The organism is Bradyrhizobium sp. ORS 278, assembly GCF_000026145.1.
Lineage (GTDB): Bacteria > Pseudomonadota > Alphaproteobacteria > Rhizobiales > Xanthobacteraceae > Bradyrhizobium.
The window spans coordinates 2,388,353-2,405,257 of sequence record NC_009445.1 but is presented as its reverse complement, the minus strand read 5'-3'; the positions used below and the strand labels follow the sequence as shown (position 1 = coordinate 2,405,257).

Here is a 16,905-nt window from a genome sequence, read left to right as displayed (position 1 = left end):
CGGACGAGACAATCAGGATGCGCGTGACCTCTAGACCGGCAGCCGCTTCCGGGCGCGCTCGCGCGAATAGGCACCGGGCGTGTGCCCCGTGTAGTGCTTGAAGCGACGCGTGAAGTGGCTCTGATCGGCAAAGCCGACGGTTTGCGCAACGTCGGCGAGCGACATCTCGGCACGCTGGATCAGGTCCTTCGCCCGCTCGATGCGCGTCCGCTCGAGGTAGGCGATCGGCGACAGGCCAAAGTGCTTCTTGAAAATGCGGCTGAGGTGGAAGCGACTGATGCCGGAGGCATTAGCCAGCTCGGCCAAGGTGATCTTCGTGTCCAATGGCTGCCGCATGAACTCCAGCGCCCGCCGGATGGCTGCGACATTGCTACCTGCCAAATCGCCGTGCGCCTCTGTCACGGCCGCGTGGGTGCGCAACAGATGCGCCGAAAGCGCGGTGACGGCGGATTCCATCAGCAGATCCTGCGTCGGATGCGACGGACGCCGCAGCTCGGCCGAGAAGATCTCGCCGAGACGGTTCAGCACCGGATCCTGGGTACGAAAAACGTTCGTCAGCTTGGGCCGCGCATAGACGCCACGCCGGCCCAACGAATCTGCGATCTCGATCAGATGGTCGGGCGACAGGCCGATGCGCAGGTGAGATGGCAGGCGACCGCGAAAAACCGTTTCATGGCCGGCGGGAACGATCGACACGTCGCCAGGCCTGCACGCACTTTCGAAGCGCTGGCCGGCGCGTTGTTGCAGCACATAGGACGAGTGATCGCGCGCGATCAGCACGACATGATGGTCGCGCGGGGGCATTGGATCGCCCTGGCCGGCGTGAAACGGGCCATACTCGTCAAGCCAAAATCCGTCCCAGCACCGTCCCTCGCTCGTCGCCACCCGCGGGCGATCACCCAGCTGACGCCGCGCGAGATTGATGCTGCCGGCTCCATCTCGCTCGGATCGATATTCCATAAGCATGTTCGCGGACTCTCAAGCTTCGGCAAAGTGATTGATCCTCCGCGCAAATAACTTTGGCCGACGTTCAATGTGAAGGCTCGCTCCGGTCAGTTGTCATACCTAACCGGACAAGTCAGTCTTGAGCCGAGATTAGCAATCTGAGTTAGCGCCGCTCTGGCGTACTGGCTTTCAACGCAAACGCCGGGCCGTGCGGACGGCGCGATTGTCGCGTCCCACGATGGCCTTCTGTCCGGCATCGTCGTCGTCACACAACCATCGAGCGAATTCTGTCATTGATCAGCTGCGCGGCGGTTTGATTTCGGCAGACCTGGTCGAGGTCACTGGCCAGGCGCGCGGCAGCTGCCTGGAAGAGCAGCCATCATTGATCCTGAATGTCATATGATACCTTCTTGATTGTCGCAGAGCGCGCCACTATGAAACATTCCGGACATATAAATTTGCCGGTTGCCTGGTCATTCCGCTCGACGAAGCAGGGACGGGCTGAGCCGGCCAGCCAGTTTCAGTGCGAGGGCAATTTCCGTTGCAACAGCCCAGTACGTCGTCGCGTCGAAACGGATCAGCCCGCACCGGCGCGGTGGACGACTCCGTGGTCGGGCTCCACGAGCGGCTCTACGTCCCAACGAAGCTGGCGTCGGTCTACGACGCGCTCCTGAACGAGGGTCACTCACCATCGGACGCCTTGAAGGGCATCGGCCTGAAGCCTGATGACGTCCATTCGCCGAACACCCGGATTTCGCTCAGTCAGCTGATCACGGCCTATCGGAACGCAATCAGGCTGTCGGCCGATCCCCACATTGCCTATCGGATTGGCAAAACCGTCCATGTCTCGGCCTACGGCATGTATGGATATGCGATCATGTGCAGCCCCGACTTTCGGACTGCCGTGGATGTCACGATCCGCTACCACGTACTGGCCACGCCGCTGGCCTCGGTCGGGCTGACGGAGCAGAACGGTTTGGCCACCTGGACATTCGAGCCCAACGCCCACATCCTGGACGACGCTCCCCTTTATCGTTTCGTGCTGGAGAAGCAGGTTGGAATCCATATCTCCGTCATGCGGGACATCATGGGGACGACTTTTGTTCCGGAAGCCATCGATCTGACCTACGGCAAGGGCGGTGATTTCGACATCGACCCGGGTGATGCCGGTTGCGAGGTCCGCTATTCGCAGTCGGCCAACCGGATCGTCTTCAAGAGCGAGTGGCTGGACTCCAAGGCGACCTTGGGCAACCGGACGACGTTCTCGCACATGCTCGACCTGTGCAACACCCTGCTCGCCGACATCACATTGCGCGCAGGCGTGGCCGGACAGATCCGCGAGATTCTGCTGCGCGACATTGCCAATCCGCCCTCCTTCGAGGCCGTCGCGCGTCAGCTTGGCTCGAACGAGCGGTCGCTGCGGCGGGCGCTCGAGCGCCAGGGTCTGTCGTTCCGGACTCTTCGCGACGAGTTGCGGGGCCGGCTGGCGCTGGAATATCTGCGCGGCACCTCCCTTAACAACGACGATATCGCGGTCGCACTCGGGTTCAGCGATGGCGCGGCGTTCCGGCGCGCGTTCCAGCGCTGGACCAACAAGACGCCCAGCGACATCAGGAGCGAGCAGCCGCGGGCGAGATAGGTGGCGGTGGGAGACCTGACTCATCGCTCGATCCAGACAGTCATGCCAGGCTCCAGATCGGCCACCCTGCCTGAAGGATCGACCCGCAGCCTCAGCGTGTTCCGGTCGTGATCGCCGACAACCCGTCGCGCCTGCCAGGTCGCGAACGGACCGAGTCGGCGGATCTCGGTCACCGAACCGGCGAAGGTGTCCCGGATGCCGCCGCGGCCGAGCTTGACGCTCGTACCAACGCTCAGTCCGTCGAGGTGGTCCTCGCGGACGTTGAACGACAGCCATTCCTGGCCGCTGGCCTCGACGGCGAGGACGGGCTGCCCGGCACGAACGTTCTCGCCCACCTCGGCAACAACGACACTCACGATGCCATCCGCCGGCGCGCGCAGCACCATCTTGTCGAGCTTGCGTGCGAGGACCGCGACCGCCGCCGACGCGGCCTGGACCTGGGCATCGGAAATGGCACGCTCCTGAGGCGTCGGTCCCGCCACGGCCGCATCGTAGTTGGCCTGGGCTTGAGCGACATCCATGAGGGCGCTATCGGCGTCGTGTTGTGCCTGATCGAGGGCCTGCAGCGATTCGACATTCTGCCGCGTCAGCGAGCTCGTACGCGCCAGCTGCGCCTGGACGTAATCCAGCCGAGCATTGGCCTTTGAGATCCCGCTCCTCAGCGAATCCACCTGCTCGCGGCGTACGCCCGCGTAGACATGGTCGCGGTTCGCGACCGCCGCAGCAAGCGCAGCGCGCGCCTGATCGAGTTGGGCCGTCAACTCCACCGCATACAGCGTCGCCAGCACGTCTCCGGCATGCACGCGCGCGCCCTTGTGCACCTCGATCGAGGCGAGTTGGCCGCTGACTTCCGGGGCGATGGCGATCTCGGTCGCCCGGACGACACCTACGATCGCCGGCGACCGCTCGGCGGACGGCCTGTCATAGATCGCAATACCCGCGACCGCGGCGGCGACGATGGCTGCCGTCACGACAAGCCTACCCTTCATGTGCCAGCCTCCTCCTGGTGATGCCCGCGGAGCTTACGGCGAGTCCAAAATACACAACGACCAGGCACCACAACCCCATCCAGCTGGATGCGACCTCCCAAAGGCTCGCGCCGAGCTGATTGATGCGGACCAGTCCGTTGATGGCAAAGTCCGCAGGAAAGATCCGGCCAAGCGCGAGAGCAACATCGGGGATCGCTTCGCGCGGCCATGCGAAGCCGGTCGTGAAGAACAGCGGCAGGCTTGTCGCCAACAAGAGCAGCGTGGCGTTCTCCGGTCGCGTGAGCAGCGTGCCGATCGCCTGGCCGAGAAAGCTCGTGGCGAGCACGAACAGCGCAGCGAGGGCGAACAGCTCCGGCAGATGGCCGAGAGTGGAAAATCCGTACACATGCGGCAGCACGATCAGGTACAGCGCCAGCGCTGGCATCAAAAGCGTGAGATGCGCGATGCCTCGGCCCGCCACAGTGACGAATACGCGGCCGCCGGCGCTCAATGCCTCACGCGTCAGCATGGCCGCGCCGATCAGCAATGTCTGCTGCAGAATGAGGATGAAGACCGCGGGAACGATATAGCTGGCATAGCCACCAACCGGGTTGAAAATCGGCTGCAGCAGGACATCGGCCGGGCTGGTCCCGGCGAGCTTCGCCTTGACGAGACTGCCATCCGAACGGCCGCCTCTCGAGACGAGCTCGGAGCTCAAGGTGCCCATCGCGGTGGCGATGCCGCTCGCTGTCGACCGGAAGATGAAAAGATAGGTGGCGTCCGCATAGACGGGAACATGGACGTTGATCCCCTTGAGGAGGTCACGCTCCGTTCCTGCCGGCACCTCGACTGCGGCGAAGGCCAGGCCGCGATCGATGACGTCGCGGGCCTCTGCGAGCGTCCGGGGCCGCGCGACGACCCGCAACGCGCCGCTGACGTCCAGCGTTTCGGCCAGACGGCGGCTGACATCGCTCATGTCGCTGTCGACGACGGCGATCGGCAGCTTGCGCAGGATCTGGTTGAGATAAGGCTGCGGATAATAGAGACCATAGATGACCGGCGCGATGATGATGATCGTGAAGGCGCTGCGGGTGCCCAGCACGCGCCGCCATTCGGTCAGAAACGCACCGCCTACGCCGCTCGCTCGCTCGCCGATCGTGGCTTGCCCTGCCGCGCCGGCGTCGGCGGCCGGAAGGCTCCGGATCAGACCCCTCAGCCGAAGACATGTGAGCGCCATGGAGATCGCCGTCAGCGCCGCGAGCATGGCAAATGACAGGGCGGAGTCCGCGACAGGCAGACCGCGTGCGGCCTGGCCCAGCAGGATCGACATGTACCAGCGCAGCGGCAGGATGGCGCTCAAGCCCTGCGCAAAGAGATTCATGCCGCTGACCGGGAAGCCCACGCCTGCATAACCGAATGCCGGAGATACCAGCAATCCGGTCAGGCCGAGTCCCGTCGCGAGGTCGCGCGTCAACAGCTGCAGCAGCGCGCCCAGCGAGAGATAGCAGGCGATAAGGAGCAGGCTCGAGGCCACAAGCATCGGCAGATCGCCCTTGAACGGGATTTCCAGCACGCCCTCGAGCAGCAGCGGCACCGCGAACATCATCACGGCGAACAGTCCGAACAGCGGCGCGAGCTTGCCGGCGAGGGCAATGACTGGACTGCCGTCCGCGCACACGATCCATTCCCTCAAATTCCGCTGACGAAACTCGGATCCGACCGAATAGCCGCCGGCCACCGTGATGACGACGTGGATGACCATCGGCAGCAGGGTCCGCAACAGGAACTGGGCGTAGTTCTTCTGAGGATTGACCAGCGTGATGGTCTCGCTCACCAGCGTTCCGGTCGCGGTCGGCGCAGGCGCCGCGCGCCCCGCCGGGGCGGCGGCCGCGGCGGCCGCCGTCAACGCGTCGCTGAGTCCCGAGGAGGCGATGCCTGCCGCGGTCAGGAATTGCTGATTGTAGAACCCGACCACCTGGGGCCGCCGCTGCGCCTTCAGGTCACGTTCGAAATTCGGAGGGATGTAGACCGCGGAGATGGAATTGCCGGACCGCAGGTCCTCGACCGCATCCGACAAGCTCGCAGATCGGCCGGCAATCTGCAGGCTCGGAGATGCCGCAATGGATTCCGCTAGGGCGTTCGATGCGTCCGACCTGTCTTCGTCAACGACCGTGACGCCCAGCCCGCGGATGACCGAGTGGCTGAAGACCGTCGTGAGAACCAGAAATGCAAACAGGGGAACGGCGAAGATCAGGATCAGCGCGACACGATCGTGAAGCAGCCAATGGCACTCGCGACGGACGACGCGCAGGAAGGCCGAGCCGGAGACCATGCTCATCAGCGCGACCGCCAATCGAGATAGGCGCTCATGCCCGGCCGCAGCTCGGGCACCGGCTCGACCGGATACGCACGGATCGAAAACGTCCGCAGATCGAAATCACCCGTGGCGCGCGTCGCGCGCCAGCTTACATACTCGCCCTTCGACGCGATCAGCTTGACGACCACCGTGATCTTGCGGTCGTCGAGCGCGGGAATCCGCACGTCGAAACGGTCGCCGGTCTTCACATTCCGCATCAGATCCTCGCGAAGATCGAAGTGGATCCAGAGATCGTCGAGATTGATCAGCGATAGCAGGGGAACGCCTGGCGCGACATATTCGCCGGGCTCGACATTGCGCTGATAAACCTGTGCGGCGAGCGGCGCCTGAACGACCAGCTGATCGATCAGCGATTGAACGACCTTGATGTCCGCCTCGGCCTTCTCGACATTGGCCCTGGCGATGTCGCGCTCCTCCTTGGTGTAGCCGTTGACGGCCTGATCGTAGGCCGACTGAGCCTGATCCACGGCGCGCTCGCTCTCGTGAAGCGTGTCCGTTGCCTGATCCAGACGCGCCTGGGGCGCATTGCCCTGATCGGCCAGCGTACGCGCGCGATCGAACGTCTTCTGGGCGAGAATCCGATTGGCCTGCGCACGCTCCAGCTCGGCCTTTCGCGCCGCCACGGTTTCCGGCCGCGTACCGGCGAGAACATTGGCGAGCTGGGCCTCCGCGACCGCCTTTCCGGCCACCATCTGGTCCCGTTTGGCGACGGTCTCCGGATTGTCGATGCTCACCAGCACGGCACCTGACGCGACGTTCTGGCCGCGCGCGACCGGCACGTCCTTGACCCGGCCATCGACCCGCGCCGCGATGTCGAGCCGGGTCGCGTCAACCTCTCCCTGGACCAGCAGCGGCTGCGGCTTCAGGAGGTAGTACACGGACAGGCCGGCGACGGCGGCAGCGATCAGCAGCACGATGGCGAACGGGACCGAGGTCGAGCGCGCGCGAAGCTCTCGATCGATCGGAACGGACGACTGTCGTGATGCCGGGCTCGGTGAATCTTGCATGTCTGGCTCTGTCATCGGACCGATTACGAAACACGGCGCCTCATATTCGGACGGATCGGCGCTTCAGGCCACCAATGCGGGCCCGCGGAGCAGCCGACGCGTCCAGATGAATCGTACGGGTGAGAGATAACCGCCAAGCATCCCGCAAGATTGCGCATGGTTGCGCCGCGTTGAACGAAATTGCTCGGGATGAGCCGTTCTCGCGCCGATGCGACCGTTCAATGAGTCCACCTCCGCATTCGCGGCGACCTTTGTCCGACCACGCGCTATCTGTTGTTGCTAGGCGCGTCGGCCGACGATGTCGCGGCGGCTTTGGGAGCCCCAAGCTCCTCGTCGACCTCGTCCTCGAACGCGCGCTTCTTGCCGGCAATGAAGCGGCGATAGCCTTCCGGATCGATCCAGGCGCTGACGCCCTGCGTCTCCGCACGCTTCCGCTTACCTTCGAAATCGTAGTATTCGTTGTGCTGCGCCAGCCAGATGTCCGGCTTGATCATCTCGAGAGCGTGGTGGGTCTTGCGGTAGTCGCCCTCGATGCCGGGATACGACGGGTCCTTCGCCAGGCGGTAGCCGGGGTTGACGCCGGCGCCGTCCGGGAATGCCACCAGATAGGCCTTGCCATCCACGACGAGGTTGGCGATCCATGTGGTCGCTCCCCGCGTGTGGCCCGGCGTGTGGTAGGCGGTGAGCAGGACATCACCCATCCTGATCTGGTCGCCGTCGCGCAGCACCCGGTCGACCGTCACGCCTTCATAGGCCAGGTCGTCCGCATACTTGAAATCGCCCCTGTCGCCGCTCTCGATCGCCGCGACATCGTCCTTCATGATGGCCAGCTGCGCCCCCGTCAGCCTTTTCATGAAGGCGAACGCACCCGCATGATCGATATGCGCGTGGCCGTTGATCATCAACTTGACGTCATCCGGCTTGAAGCCAAGCTTGCGAATCGACTCCACGATCATCGGTCCGGACGACGGCATCCCCGTGTTCATCAGGATGTGTCCCTCCGACGTCACGATGAGGAATGCGCCGAGGCCTCTGGTCCCCACGAAATAGATCGGTCCTACGATCCGCACCGGCTCGGCGGGCTCCTCCCACTTGAAGATCTTCCTGGCCAGCGAAAGGAACAAATGATTGTCGTTCGCGAGCTGCTCCTTGGATGGCACGTTCGGCGGCAGCACCTGAGCCTCGACCGGCCACGCGAGCGCCAGCAGGAGCGTTGACATCAGCGTTGCGGGAAGCCGCATCGGCATTTTGATCTTTCTCATCATCACAGAAAATCACCCTTAAACCGGCAGGTCTTGTCGCCGCTAACTTGCTCGATTGGCGTCTTGCGGACGGCTCAGCTCTTCGAGCAGGAACACGAAGGATTCATAGGGGTAGCCGGTCGCATGCCGCAGCCCCATCTCACAGGTGCGGTTGGCTGAGACATAGACGTCCGCGGGATGGGCATCGAGAACGGCCTTGATCTCACGCGTCGCCGAACGGACGAGCTCTGGATGCAACAGTCCGCGATCGCCGGCGGTACCGCAGCAACCCGTCCCGATCGGGATCTCCACATCGGCGGCCAGATGCTCCGCGATATCTCGCAGTTGCTTGGCGAGGCCGAGATGGACGACGGAGCAATTGGGATGGACCGCCACCCTGTTCACTTGTCGTGAGATCGTGAGCGCGGGAAGCAGGCTGTGGCACCACGCGATCGAGTCGATGATATTCAGCTTCTCGTAACGCGCTTTCGCCTCGTCTGTGAGCTGAGAGGCGATGTCCTCGACCAGGCTCAATGAACAAGCCGCCGCATCCACCACGATCGGCAGCTTGCCTCCGTCGCTCCAACGCCAGAGCGCCTCGGCCGTCGCACGTGCCATATGTTCATGGCCATCGGCATAGGCCTTCGATTTCCACGGCGACGAGCAGCAGAAGCCACCGCAGTCGGGCGGGATCCATAGTTGTCTGCCGGCGCGTGCGGACAGCCGGACCAACGCTTCCGGCAGGGAAGGCGCTGCCGGGCTGGCGGGATCGCGTCCGAAGATCCGATTGATGCAGGCCGAGAAGTAGACCGCTGCCGGCCCCTCTCGCTCAGTCTGCGGGAGAGGCTTTGCCGGCCGCGGCATCGGACCTGGGACGGAGGGAACGAGGTCCGGACTGATCATGCTTCGCACCAGGCCGGCGAGCGCGGTAAGCGGCCTGGTCCCGATCACGCTGGAGACCAGGTGGGTGCCCGCGAGCGCAACTCGCGAAACGCTCTCGACAGTTCTCCAGTTTTTCGCGACGCGTAATGCCACCTTGTTGGACGTCGGCCCGTTTTCCTTCGCGCGCAGCTCCTTGATCACGGCGCCGGTGTTGATGCCGATCGGGCATGGGATCGCGCACGTGCCGTCGCCGGCGCAGGTTTCGATGCCATCATATTGATAGTCGGACTGCAGCTGAGCCAGCATGTCCGAACCCGGTTGCTGACGCGCCATTTCGCGCCGCAGCACGATGCGCTGACGCGGTGTCATGGTGACGTTGCGGCTCGGACAGACCGGTTCGCAGAAGCCGCATTCGATACATTGCGAAGACCCCATGATCCCCTCGATCTGAGGGACCGACTTCAGGTTCTGCATATGGAGGTTGGGATTGCGGGTCAGGATCACATTGGGCGCGAGCACGCCATGGGGATCGGCGAGCTGCTTGATCCGCCACATCATGGAGGTCGCCTTCTCACCCCATTCCGCTTCCAGGAACGGCGCCATGTTGAGGCCGGTGCCGTGCTCCGCCTTCAGCGAACCGTCATGTTTGCGAACGACGAGGTCGACGAGCTCGGCGATGAAGGCGCCGTAGCGCGTCACATGTTCCGGGATCGTAAAATTGGCGATCAGGGAAAAATGCAGATTGCCATGGCCCGCATGGCCCGCGACCCCCGACGGGAAGCCGTGCCTGGTCATGAGCGCCTGAAGGTCGTGCACGCCCTGGGCGAGTCTGTCCGGCGGAAAGCAGACATCCTCCGTGATCAGCGTCGAGCCTTCCGCGCGATTCTTTCCGATCAGGCCAAGCAGCCCCTCGCGGACATGCCACGCGAGTTCAATCGCTTCCTCGACGCTGGTGAACTCGACCGGACGGATGAGATTGGCCTTGCCGACGACGTCCAGAACCCTGGCCTGCTTTCCGACGAGAGCGACGTCGTTTTCGGCACCGAATTCGGCAAGCAGCGCGGCGGCTTTGGGATCGAGCGTCTTCCAGTAGGAGGGTGTCTCTGGAAACGCGTAACCAGCAGCCGTGAGGGCCGGCGCGACCATCAGTTCGACGGCGGAGGCGCCGAGCCCGACCAATTCCGGCACGAGCGCAACCGCTTCGTCGATCGATGGCACGGGAATCCAGGCAACGCTCGTCACCTTGGGCATTGGCACGGTTGCGATGGTAGCTTCAGCCACGAAGCCGAGCGTGCCCTCCGATCCGACCAACAGCCGGCGAAAAATCTCGAGCGGCGTCTCGCCGTCGAGCAGAGCGCAGAGGCGATAGCCATGGGTGTTTCTGATCCTGAACTTCCGGCGGATCCGCGCAGCCAGGTCAGGATCGGCAAGCAGTTCGCGCCTGAGGTCGAGAAGACCTTGCGCTAGTTCCGGCTCGGCCGCAGCAAAAGCTGCTTCGGCTCCGGCGGCCGCGGTGTCGATCACGGCGCCGGACGGCGTGACGAACGTCATCGCCGTGACGGTGCTGTAGGCGTCGGTTGCGACGGTGCAGCGCATGCCGCCCGCATTGTTCGCGATCACGCCGCCGATGGTGGCGGCGTGGGCGCTGGCAGGATCCGGCCCGAGACGCCTGCCGTATCGTGCCAACATGCTGTTGACATATCCGAGGATCATGCCGGGACGGGCGACGACACGCGCACCGCCATTCTCGATCCACGCGCCGTACCAGTGACGCCGGACGTCGATCAGGATGTCGTCCGATTGCGACTGGCCGTTGAGGCTGGTCCCCGCGGCGCGGAACGTCGCGTGCCGGCCGTTGTCGCGGCAATAGCGGAAAATCTTGGCGATCTCTTCCGCCGATCGCGGCATCACCACCACCTGGGGCATCAGGCGGTAGGGGCTTGCGTCGGAGGCGAAGCGCACCAGATCGATCGCACGATGCATCACGCGATCCGCGCCGAGAAGCGCAACCAGATCCGATTTGAGTTGCTGCGGACTGCCACCGGCAAGCGCGTCCGGAACGGCGTCCGCAGCCGGCGTGCACGCGAATCGTCCCATGCGCGCCGGGTTAGCCGCGAACAACTTTCTGACCATGCGGACTTCCTTGAGACGTATCGAGGTGGAGGCGAATTTGGGACGTCAGCTGACGCCGCCGGGCGCCCCTCGAGCAGCCGAGCCGGGGTGTCTGCAAACCTTCAGGCGATGATGGAGCCGCTGGAATTTGAACCGACCGCGGGACTGACGGCGCACGACCGCGGACAAATGCCGATGGTCTTCAACTCGCGCAGGATAGCGCGCGCGGACCGCGCTGAATGTACTCTGCTTGACGGTTTTGGACATAGGGACTCGTTTGGCGATCAGACGCAATCATCGTCGGCTCTTGCTCGCGATTGTGCAGGCAATGACCGCCATGATATTGAATGGAACGAGCGCCGCTGGAACGATCGTGCCCGATCATCACCGAAGGTCCGCTGCAGCTGCCGATCTGGACGCGGCAGCAAGGCTCTCCGGTCGCAAGCCCCGCTTATGGCGTACCCTCGCGCTTCGAGGAACGGCATCAAGCGCCGGCCCCAAACGCCGCCGCCGACTTCAACGGCGGCCGCCAGCGGCACGCCACTGCACCATCTGCAAGGCATCATCACTCCGGCCGGGCTGCACTACGAGCGACACCATGCGCGACGAGCTGCTGAACGAGATGCTGTTCTTCGGCATCGCCGACGCACGGAGCAAGATTGCTGCATGGGTCGCCGACTACAATAGCGAGCGGCCCCGCTCCTCGCTGAAATACCAGACCCAGGCGGCCTACGCTGCCACATTCACCGCAACGGGCGATCGGCTGCGCAAAAACGACCAGCTCCGCCGCTCGCCTGTTGCTCCACCCGCGCCAATCGGCGTAAACTCGACAGGACTCTAAATGCTGCTGGATGAAACTTCGGTGGCAGGTCGTGGCGAGAATACTGGCGCAATCGACGATCTGTGGCCCTGCTCCGAGCTCGTCGAGGAGGCCTCATTGCGTTGCCGTCGATCGGATCGATGATCCAGACCGCGTCGCTGGCCTCGCCGCCGCCTTCCTCGCCGATCACGGTGTCCTGGGGGAACAGCTCGGCCAGCCGTTCGCGCAGAAAGCTCTCGATGATGCCGTCGGCGACGGTGAGCCAATCCTGTGCCCCCTTCATCGTCACCCCGAGACTGTCCTTGCGGCTGAAATAATCGAGCGCGATGCGCCCGGCCTCGGCGACAAGGCCCTGGACTGCGTAGCAGCGCAGCAGCAGCTCGGTCTCCGTCATCGTCAGCTGGCCTTGACGGCGACGGGCCGCCCGCCGCGCGCCGACAAGGTCGCGGCGTCGGCGAGCATCTGGGCGCGCAGCCCATCGCGGCCGCTCGGCGACGGCGCCGCCTTGCCGGCGCAGACATCGATGAAGGCGGAGAGCTCGGCGCGATAGGCGGCGCTGTAGCGTTCGAGGAAGAAGTTCTGCACCGGGTCGGCGCGAAAACCCTGGCCGGTCGCGATCTCGACGGTGGTCTCGTGCACGTTGCCGGCACGCAGCATGCCCTTTGCGCCATGCACCTCGACGCGCTGGTCGTAGCCGTAGCTGGCGCGGCGCGAGTTCGAGATCTGCGCGATGCGCCCGCTCGCCGTCTTCATCAGCACCGCGGCGGTGTCGACGTCGCCGGCCTCGCCGATCGCCTTATCGACCAACGCTGAGCCGAGCGCGAACACCTCGACCGGCTCCTCCGCGAGCAGGAAGCGCGCCATGTCGAAATCATGGATCATCATGTCGCGAAAGAGACCGCCCGAGCGCTTCACATAGTCCACCGGCGGCGGTGCCGGATCACGCGAGATGATGCTGACGATCTCGATCTCGCCGGCCTCGCCGTTGCGCAGCCGCTTCTCCAGCGCCGCGAAGTTCGGATCGAAGCGGCGGTTAAAGCCGATCATCAGCGGCTTGCCGGCTTTTTCCACTGTGGCGAGGCAGCGGCAAATGCGGTCCGAATCGAGGTCGACCGGCTTCTCGCAGAACACCGCCTTGCCGGCCGACACCGCGGCTTCGATCAGATCGGCATGCGTATCGGTCGGCGTGCAGATCAGGATCGCGTCGATCTTGGCATCGGCGATGATCGCATCCGCATCGGCCACCTCGGCGCCGGTCGCCTGTGCGAGCGAAAGCGCGGCTTCGTTCGAGGCGTCGGCCACCGCGACGAGCCGTGCATCGCCGCGCGACGAGACATTGAGACCATGAATTCGCCCGATCCTGCCGGCGCCGAGAAGTCCAAACCGCATAATCATCATCGTTGCTTGACTCTTCGAAGAAGCATTTCATTCTCTGCGCCGTCCAGTCAAGGACGGAGCCGCTGTTCTCAATGTCATCCGCCGCATCGCAGCATCACATCGCGTCGAACGATCACGCGCTCCAACCGCCCGTGAGCGCGCGCGCTTTTGCAAAGGCATGCGCAGAGCCCAGTGCTGCATCATGTCGGCGGGCCTGATCATGTTGCGTGCTGGGTTGAGCAGGAGCGAATAATGGCGACGATCAGGCTGACGATGGCGCAGGCGCTCGTCGCCGCGATCGCGGCGCAGCGGACGGTGATCGACGGCGAGACGGTGCCGCTGTTCGCCGGCGTCTGGGCGATCTTCGGCCATGGCAATGTGGCCGGTCTCGGCGAGGCGCTGTTTGCCGTGCGCGATCGCCTGCCCACCTTGCGCGCGCATCATGAGCAGGCGATGGCCCATGCCGCGATCGCATTTGCCAAGGCCGCGCGCCGCCGGCGCATGATGGCCGTGACGAGCTCGATCGGCCCCGGGGCGACCAACATGGTGACAGCCGCAGCCGTCGCGCATGTCAACCGTCTGCCGCTCTTGCTGCTGCCGGGCGATGTCTTCGCCGGACGGCGTCCCGACCCGGTGTTGCAGCAGATCGAGGATTTTGGCGACGGCACTGTCTCGGCCAATGATTGCTTCCGCCCGGTCTCGCGCTATTTCGACCGGATCACCCGGCCCGAGCAGATCATCCCGGCCTTCGAGCGTGCGATGCAGGTTCTGACCGACCCCGCCGAATGCGGCCCGGTGACTCTCGCGCTGTGCCAGGACGTGCAGACGGAGGCCTACGACTTTCCGTCTCAATTCTTCGCCGAGCGCATCTGGCAGCCGTGCCGGCCGCGGCCCGACGCGACGCGACTGGCCGAGACTGCAACCCTCATCAAGACATCCAAGCGCCCGCTCGTCATCGCCGGCGGCGGCGTCCTCTACAGCGAGGCGGAACGCGACCTCGCCGAGTTCTGCCTGACGCACGGCGTTCCCGCGGCGGAGACGCAGGCCGGCAAGAGCGCACTGCCTCACGACCATCCGCTCAATCTCGGCGCGATCGGCGTCACCGGCACCGGCGCGGCCAATGCGGCTGCGCAGCAGGCCGATGTGGTGCTCGCGATCGGCACCCGGCTGCAGGACTTCACCACCGGCTCGCGCGCGCTGTTCGCCGAGGCCTGCCGCATCATCGGCCTCAACACGCAGCCGTTCGATGCCGGCAAGCACCGCGCGCAGCCGCTGGTCGCCGATGCCAGGGCCGGACTGGCGGAGCTCGGTACAGCCCTTCATGGCTGGACGGCGCCTGCCACCTGGACCGAACAGGCAAAAGCCGGCCGCACGGCCTGGCTGGACACCGCGGCGCGCTATCTTGCGGCTAGCAACGCGGCCTTGCCCAGCGATGCCGAGGTGATCGGTGCCGTGCAACGCCGCAGCCGGCCCGACGACGTGGTGCTGTGCGCCGCAGGCGGCTTGCCCGGCGAGTTGCACAAGCTGTGGCAGCCGGGCGCGCCCGGCGGCTATCATATGGAATACGGCTATTCGTGCATGGGCTATGAGATCGCCGGCGGCCTGGGCGCCAAGCTCGCCGATCCCGCCCGAGACGTCATCGTCATGGTCGGCGACGGATCCTATCTGATGATGAATTCCGAGATCGCCACGTCGATCATGCTCGGGGCAAAACTGATCATCGTCGTGCTCGACAATCGCGGTTTCGGCTGCATCAACCGGCTCCAGAACGCGACCGGAGGTGCCCCGTTCAACAACCTGCTGCGCGACACGCGTCACGTGACCTTGCCCGAGATCGACTTCGCGAGCCACGCAGCCAGCCTCGGCGCGATCGCGCACAAGGTCGCCGGGATCACCGAGCTCGAAGCGGCGCTCGATGCGGCGCGCGGCCACGATCGCACCAGCGTCATCGTGATCGACACCGACCCACTGCGGTCTACCGATGCCGGCGGCCATTGGTGGGAGGTGGCGGTGCCGGAGGTCTCGGAGCGCGCGGAGATCGAGGCATCCAGACGCAACTATATCGAGGCGCTGCGGCGCCGCGGCCATTGATCCAGCGAGGACGACATGCCCATCCGTATCGGCGCGAATCCCATCGGGTGGTCGAACGACGATCTGCAGGAGATCGGCGGCGAGACGCCGCTCGAGACCTGCCTCGCCGAGGCGCGCGAGGCGGGCTTCGAGGGCATGGAGCTCGGCCACAAATTTCCGCGCGAGCCGCAGGCGCTGAGGGCGGCGCTCGCGCCGTTCGGCATGGCCTGCATCTCCGGCTGGTATTCGGCCGAGCTCTTGACGCGCGACGCTGACGCGGAGATGCGGCGGTTGCGCCCGCATCTCGATCTGCTCAAGGCGATGGGCTCCAACGTGCTGGTGTTCGCCGAGACCTCGAATGCGATCCACGGCGATCGCGGCAGGCCGCTGTCGCAACGGCCGGTGATGAGGCCTAGCGACTGGGCGGAGTTCGGTCGCCGCATCACGGACGTGGCCGAGCGCACGCACGCCGAGGGGGTCAGGCTGGTCTACCATCACCACATCGGCACCATCGTGCAGAGCGCCGACGACATCGACGCCTTCATGGCGGCGACCGGCGACGCCGTGCATCTGCTGCTCGACACCGGCCACGCCACCTGGGGCGGCGCAGATCCCGCGGCGCTGGCGCGGACCTATCGCGCCCGCATCAGCCATGTCCACGTAAAGGACGTGCGTGCCGCCGTCATGGAGCAGGCGCGGCGCGAGGATTGGAGCTTCCTCGATGCGGTGCTGGGACAAGGCGACGCACTCGGCATCTACACCGTGCCCGGCGACGGCATGGTCGACTACGCCGCCGTATTCCGCGAGCTGCCGGGCTATTCCGGCTGGATCGTCATCGAGGCGGAGCAGGACCCGCGCAAAGCCCATCCGCTGACCTATGCGAAGAAGGGGTTTGCGCATATCGGGCAGACCTTGCACGAGGCGGGGCTGGCCTGAGCGGTCTGATGTTTCCCCGGGGCGATGCGAAAGCAGCGCCTGAACGCGCCGCAGACGGCGCTGCGGACCCGAACGCAGGCCGGACGCGCGCAAATTCATGCAGGATCTTGCAAGCAGCCTGGCTGGGGCGGGAGGGATCGAACCTCCGAATGGCGGAATCAAAATCAGCTTGATTTTTCAAGGAACTCAATGGGCGTTTGGAAAGGATGGCCATATTGGCTACCAGGATTATGAATAGCACAGCTGGCATTTCCAACCGGACTTCGTTCAACGCAGCAGGCTACGCCCACCACAATGCGGGAGCTGTTCTCTGGCCGGAGGACAGCCTTGCCGATCTCGGGCGGTAACCGTGCGCCAGAAGCTGCCGCGGTTTTTTTGGCGAGCTCACGCAAGCGCGTGCTGTCGACATAGACTCTCCGCTCAGCATCCGATCGTTACCCATTTTCACCGGTTTTGCTCCATGCCGATGCAAAAAGTCATTCCTTTCGTAATCTGCGCCAACCGATGTCTGGATGACGGGCCGCAGCCTGT

General features: G+C 64.7%; 12 protein-coding genes. 4 read left to right on the top strand and 8 right to left on the bottom strand.

The window, feature by feature from the left end:
- Window positions 1-30 precede the first annotated feature (30 nt).
- Window positions 31-780 carry an AraC family transcriptional regulator gene (locus BRADO_RS10565; protein WP_197535380.1) on the bottom strand — a complete coding sequence of 250 codons (750 nt, stop codon included), beginning with the start codon at window positions 778-780 and terminating at the stop codon, window positions 31-33.
- Between the two features lie 688 nt (window positions 781-1,468).
- Between BRADO_RS10565 and BRADO_RS10560 the strand changes: the two genes are divergently transcribed.
- On the top strand, window positions 1,469-2,584 hold the full coding sequence (locus tag BRADO_RS10560; protein ID WP_011925307.1) for an AraC family transcriptional regulator: 1,116 nt from the start codon (window positions 1,469-1,471) through the stop codon (window positions 2,582-2,584).
- 20 nt (window positions 2,585-2,604) lie between these two features.
- On the opposite strand, the gene BRADO_RS10555 is transcribed toward BRADO_RS10560, so the two are convergent.
- The 5 genes from BRADO_RS10555 to BRADO_RS10535 all read right to left on the bottom strand — a co-directional run bounded on the left by BRADO_RS10555 (window position 2,605) and on the right by BRADO_RS10535 (window position 11,021).
- A complete protein-coding gene (locus BRADO_RS10555; RefSeq protein ID WP_244423010.1) occupies window positions 2,605-3,555 on the bottom strand; it encodes an HlyD family secretion protein in 951 nt (316 codons plus the stop codon).
- 7 nt (window positions 3,556-3,562) lie between these two features.
- The gene (locus BRADO_RS10550; protein ID WP_041757429.1) at window positions 3,563-5,890 is read right to left on the bottom strand and encodes an ABC transporter permease; all 2,328 of its coding nucleotides are present in this window, start codon (window positions 5,888-5,890) and stop codon (window positions 3,563-3,565) included.
- A complete protein-coding gene (locus BRADO_RS10545) occupies window positions 5,890-6,936 on the bottom strand; it encodes an HlyD family secretion protein (RefSeq protein WP_157872550.1) in 1,047 nt (348 codons plus the stop codon). Before BRADO_RS10545 ends, BRADO_RS10550 begins: the two co-directional genes overlap by 1 nt.
- A 266-nt stretch (window positions 6,937-7,202) precedes the next feature.
- The gene (gene bla / locus BRADO_RS10540; RefSeq protein WP_244423009.1) at window positions 7,203-8,156 is read right to left on the bottom strand and encodes a subclass B3 metallo-beta-lactamase; all 954 of its coding nucleotides are present in this window, start codon (window positions 8,154-8,156) and stop codon (window positions 7,203-7,205) included.
- Between the two features lie 84 nt (window positions 8,157-8,240).
- Entirely contained in the window at window positions 8,241-11,021 is a 2,781-nt protein-coding gene (locus tag BRADO_RS10535; protein ID WP_197535379.1) for an FAD-binding and (Fe-S)-binding domain-containing protein, read from the bottom strand.
- Window positions 11,022-11,499: 478 nt separating this feature from the next.
- On the opposite strand from BRADO_RS10535, the gene BRADO_RS35995 reads away from it, so the two are divergent.
- A complete protein-coding gene (locus tag BRADO_RS35995) occupies window positions 11,500-12,012 on the top strand; it encodes an integrase core domain-containing protein (protein WP_371259364.1) in 513 nt (170 codons plus the stop codon).
- Here BRADO_RS35995 and BRADO_RS35940 read toward each other — a convergent pair.
- Both BRADO_RS35940 and iolG read right to left on the bottom strand, forming a co-directional pair.
- Complete coding sequence (locus BRADO_RS35940; protein ID WP_083794854.1) at window positions 11,915-12,385, bottom strand: inositol monophosphatase family protein; 471 nt, start codon at window positions 12,383-12,385, stop codon at window positions 11,915-11,917. The two genes, BRADO_RS35995 and BRADO_RS35940, sit on opposite strands and share 98 nt — an antisense overlap.
- A 2-nt stretch (window positions 12,386-12,387) precedes the next feature.
- Window positions 12,388-13,383: an inositol 2-dehydrogenase gene (iolG, locus tag BRADO_RS10520; protein ID WP_041757426.1), complete on the bottom strand. Its 996-nt coding sequence runs from the start codon at window positions 13,381-13,383 to the stop codon at window positions 12,388-12,390.
- 237 nt (window positions 13,384-13,620) lie between these two features.
- Between iolG and iolD the strand changes: the two genes are divergently transcribed.
- Together iolD and iolE are read left to right on the top strand one after the other, a co-directional pair.
- Window positions 13,621-15,459, top strand: coding sequence for a 3D-(3,5/4)-trihydroxycyclohexane-1,2-dione acylhydrolase (decyclizing) (gene iolD / locus BRADO_RS10515; protein ID WP_011925299.1), 1,839 nt, complete (start codon window positions 13,621-13,623; stop codon window positions 15,457-15,459).
- A 15-nt stretch (window positions 15,460-15,474) separates the two neighbouring features.
- Entirely contained in the window at window positions 15,475-16,374 is a 900-nt protein-coding gene (gene iolE / locus BRADO_RS10510) for a myo-inosose-2 dehydratase (RefSeq protein ID WP_011925298.1), read from the top strand.
- The last annotated feature ends 531 nt before the right edge of the window (window positions 16,375-16,905 follow it).

Excerpts from the sequence above, each read along its gene's own strand:
- BRADO_RS35995 (WP_371259364.1), top strand. The coding sequence starts at position 11,500 with ATGACCGCCATGATATTGAATGGAACGAGCGCCGCTGGAACGATCGTG.
- BRADO_RS35940 (WP_083794854.1), bottom strand. The coding sequence starts at position 12,385 with ATGACGGAGACCGAGCTGCTGCTGCGCTGCTACGCAGTCCAGGGCCTT.
- BRADO_RS10545 (WP_157872550.1), bottom strand. The coding sequence starts at position 6,936 with ATGCAAGATTCACCGAGCCCGGCATCACGACAGTCGTCCGTTCCGATC.
- bla (WP_244423009.1), bottom strand. The coding sequence starts at position 8,156 with ATGTCAACGCTCCTGCTGGCGCTCGCGTGGCCGGTCGAGGCTCAGGTG.
- BRADO_RS10550 (WP_041757429.1), bottom strand. The coding sequence starts at position 5,890 with ATGAGCATGGTCTCCGGCTCGGCCTTCCTGCGCGTCGTCCGTCGCGAG.
- iolD (WP_011925299.1), top strand. The coding sequence starts at position 13,621 with ATGGCGACGATCAGGCTGACGATGGCGCAGGCGCTCGTCGCCGCGATC.
- iolE (WP_011925298.1), top strand. The coding sequence starts at position 15,475 with ATGCCCATCCGTATCGGCGCGAATCCCATCGGGTGGTCGAACGACGAT.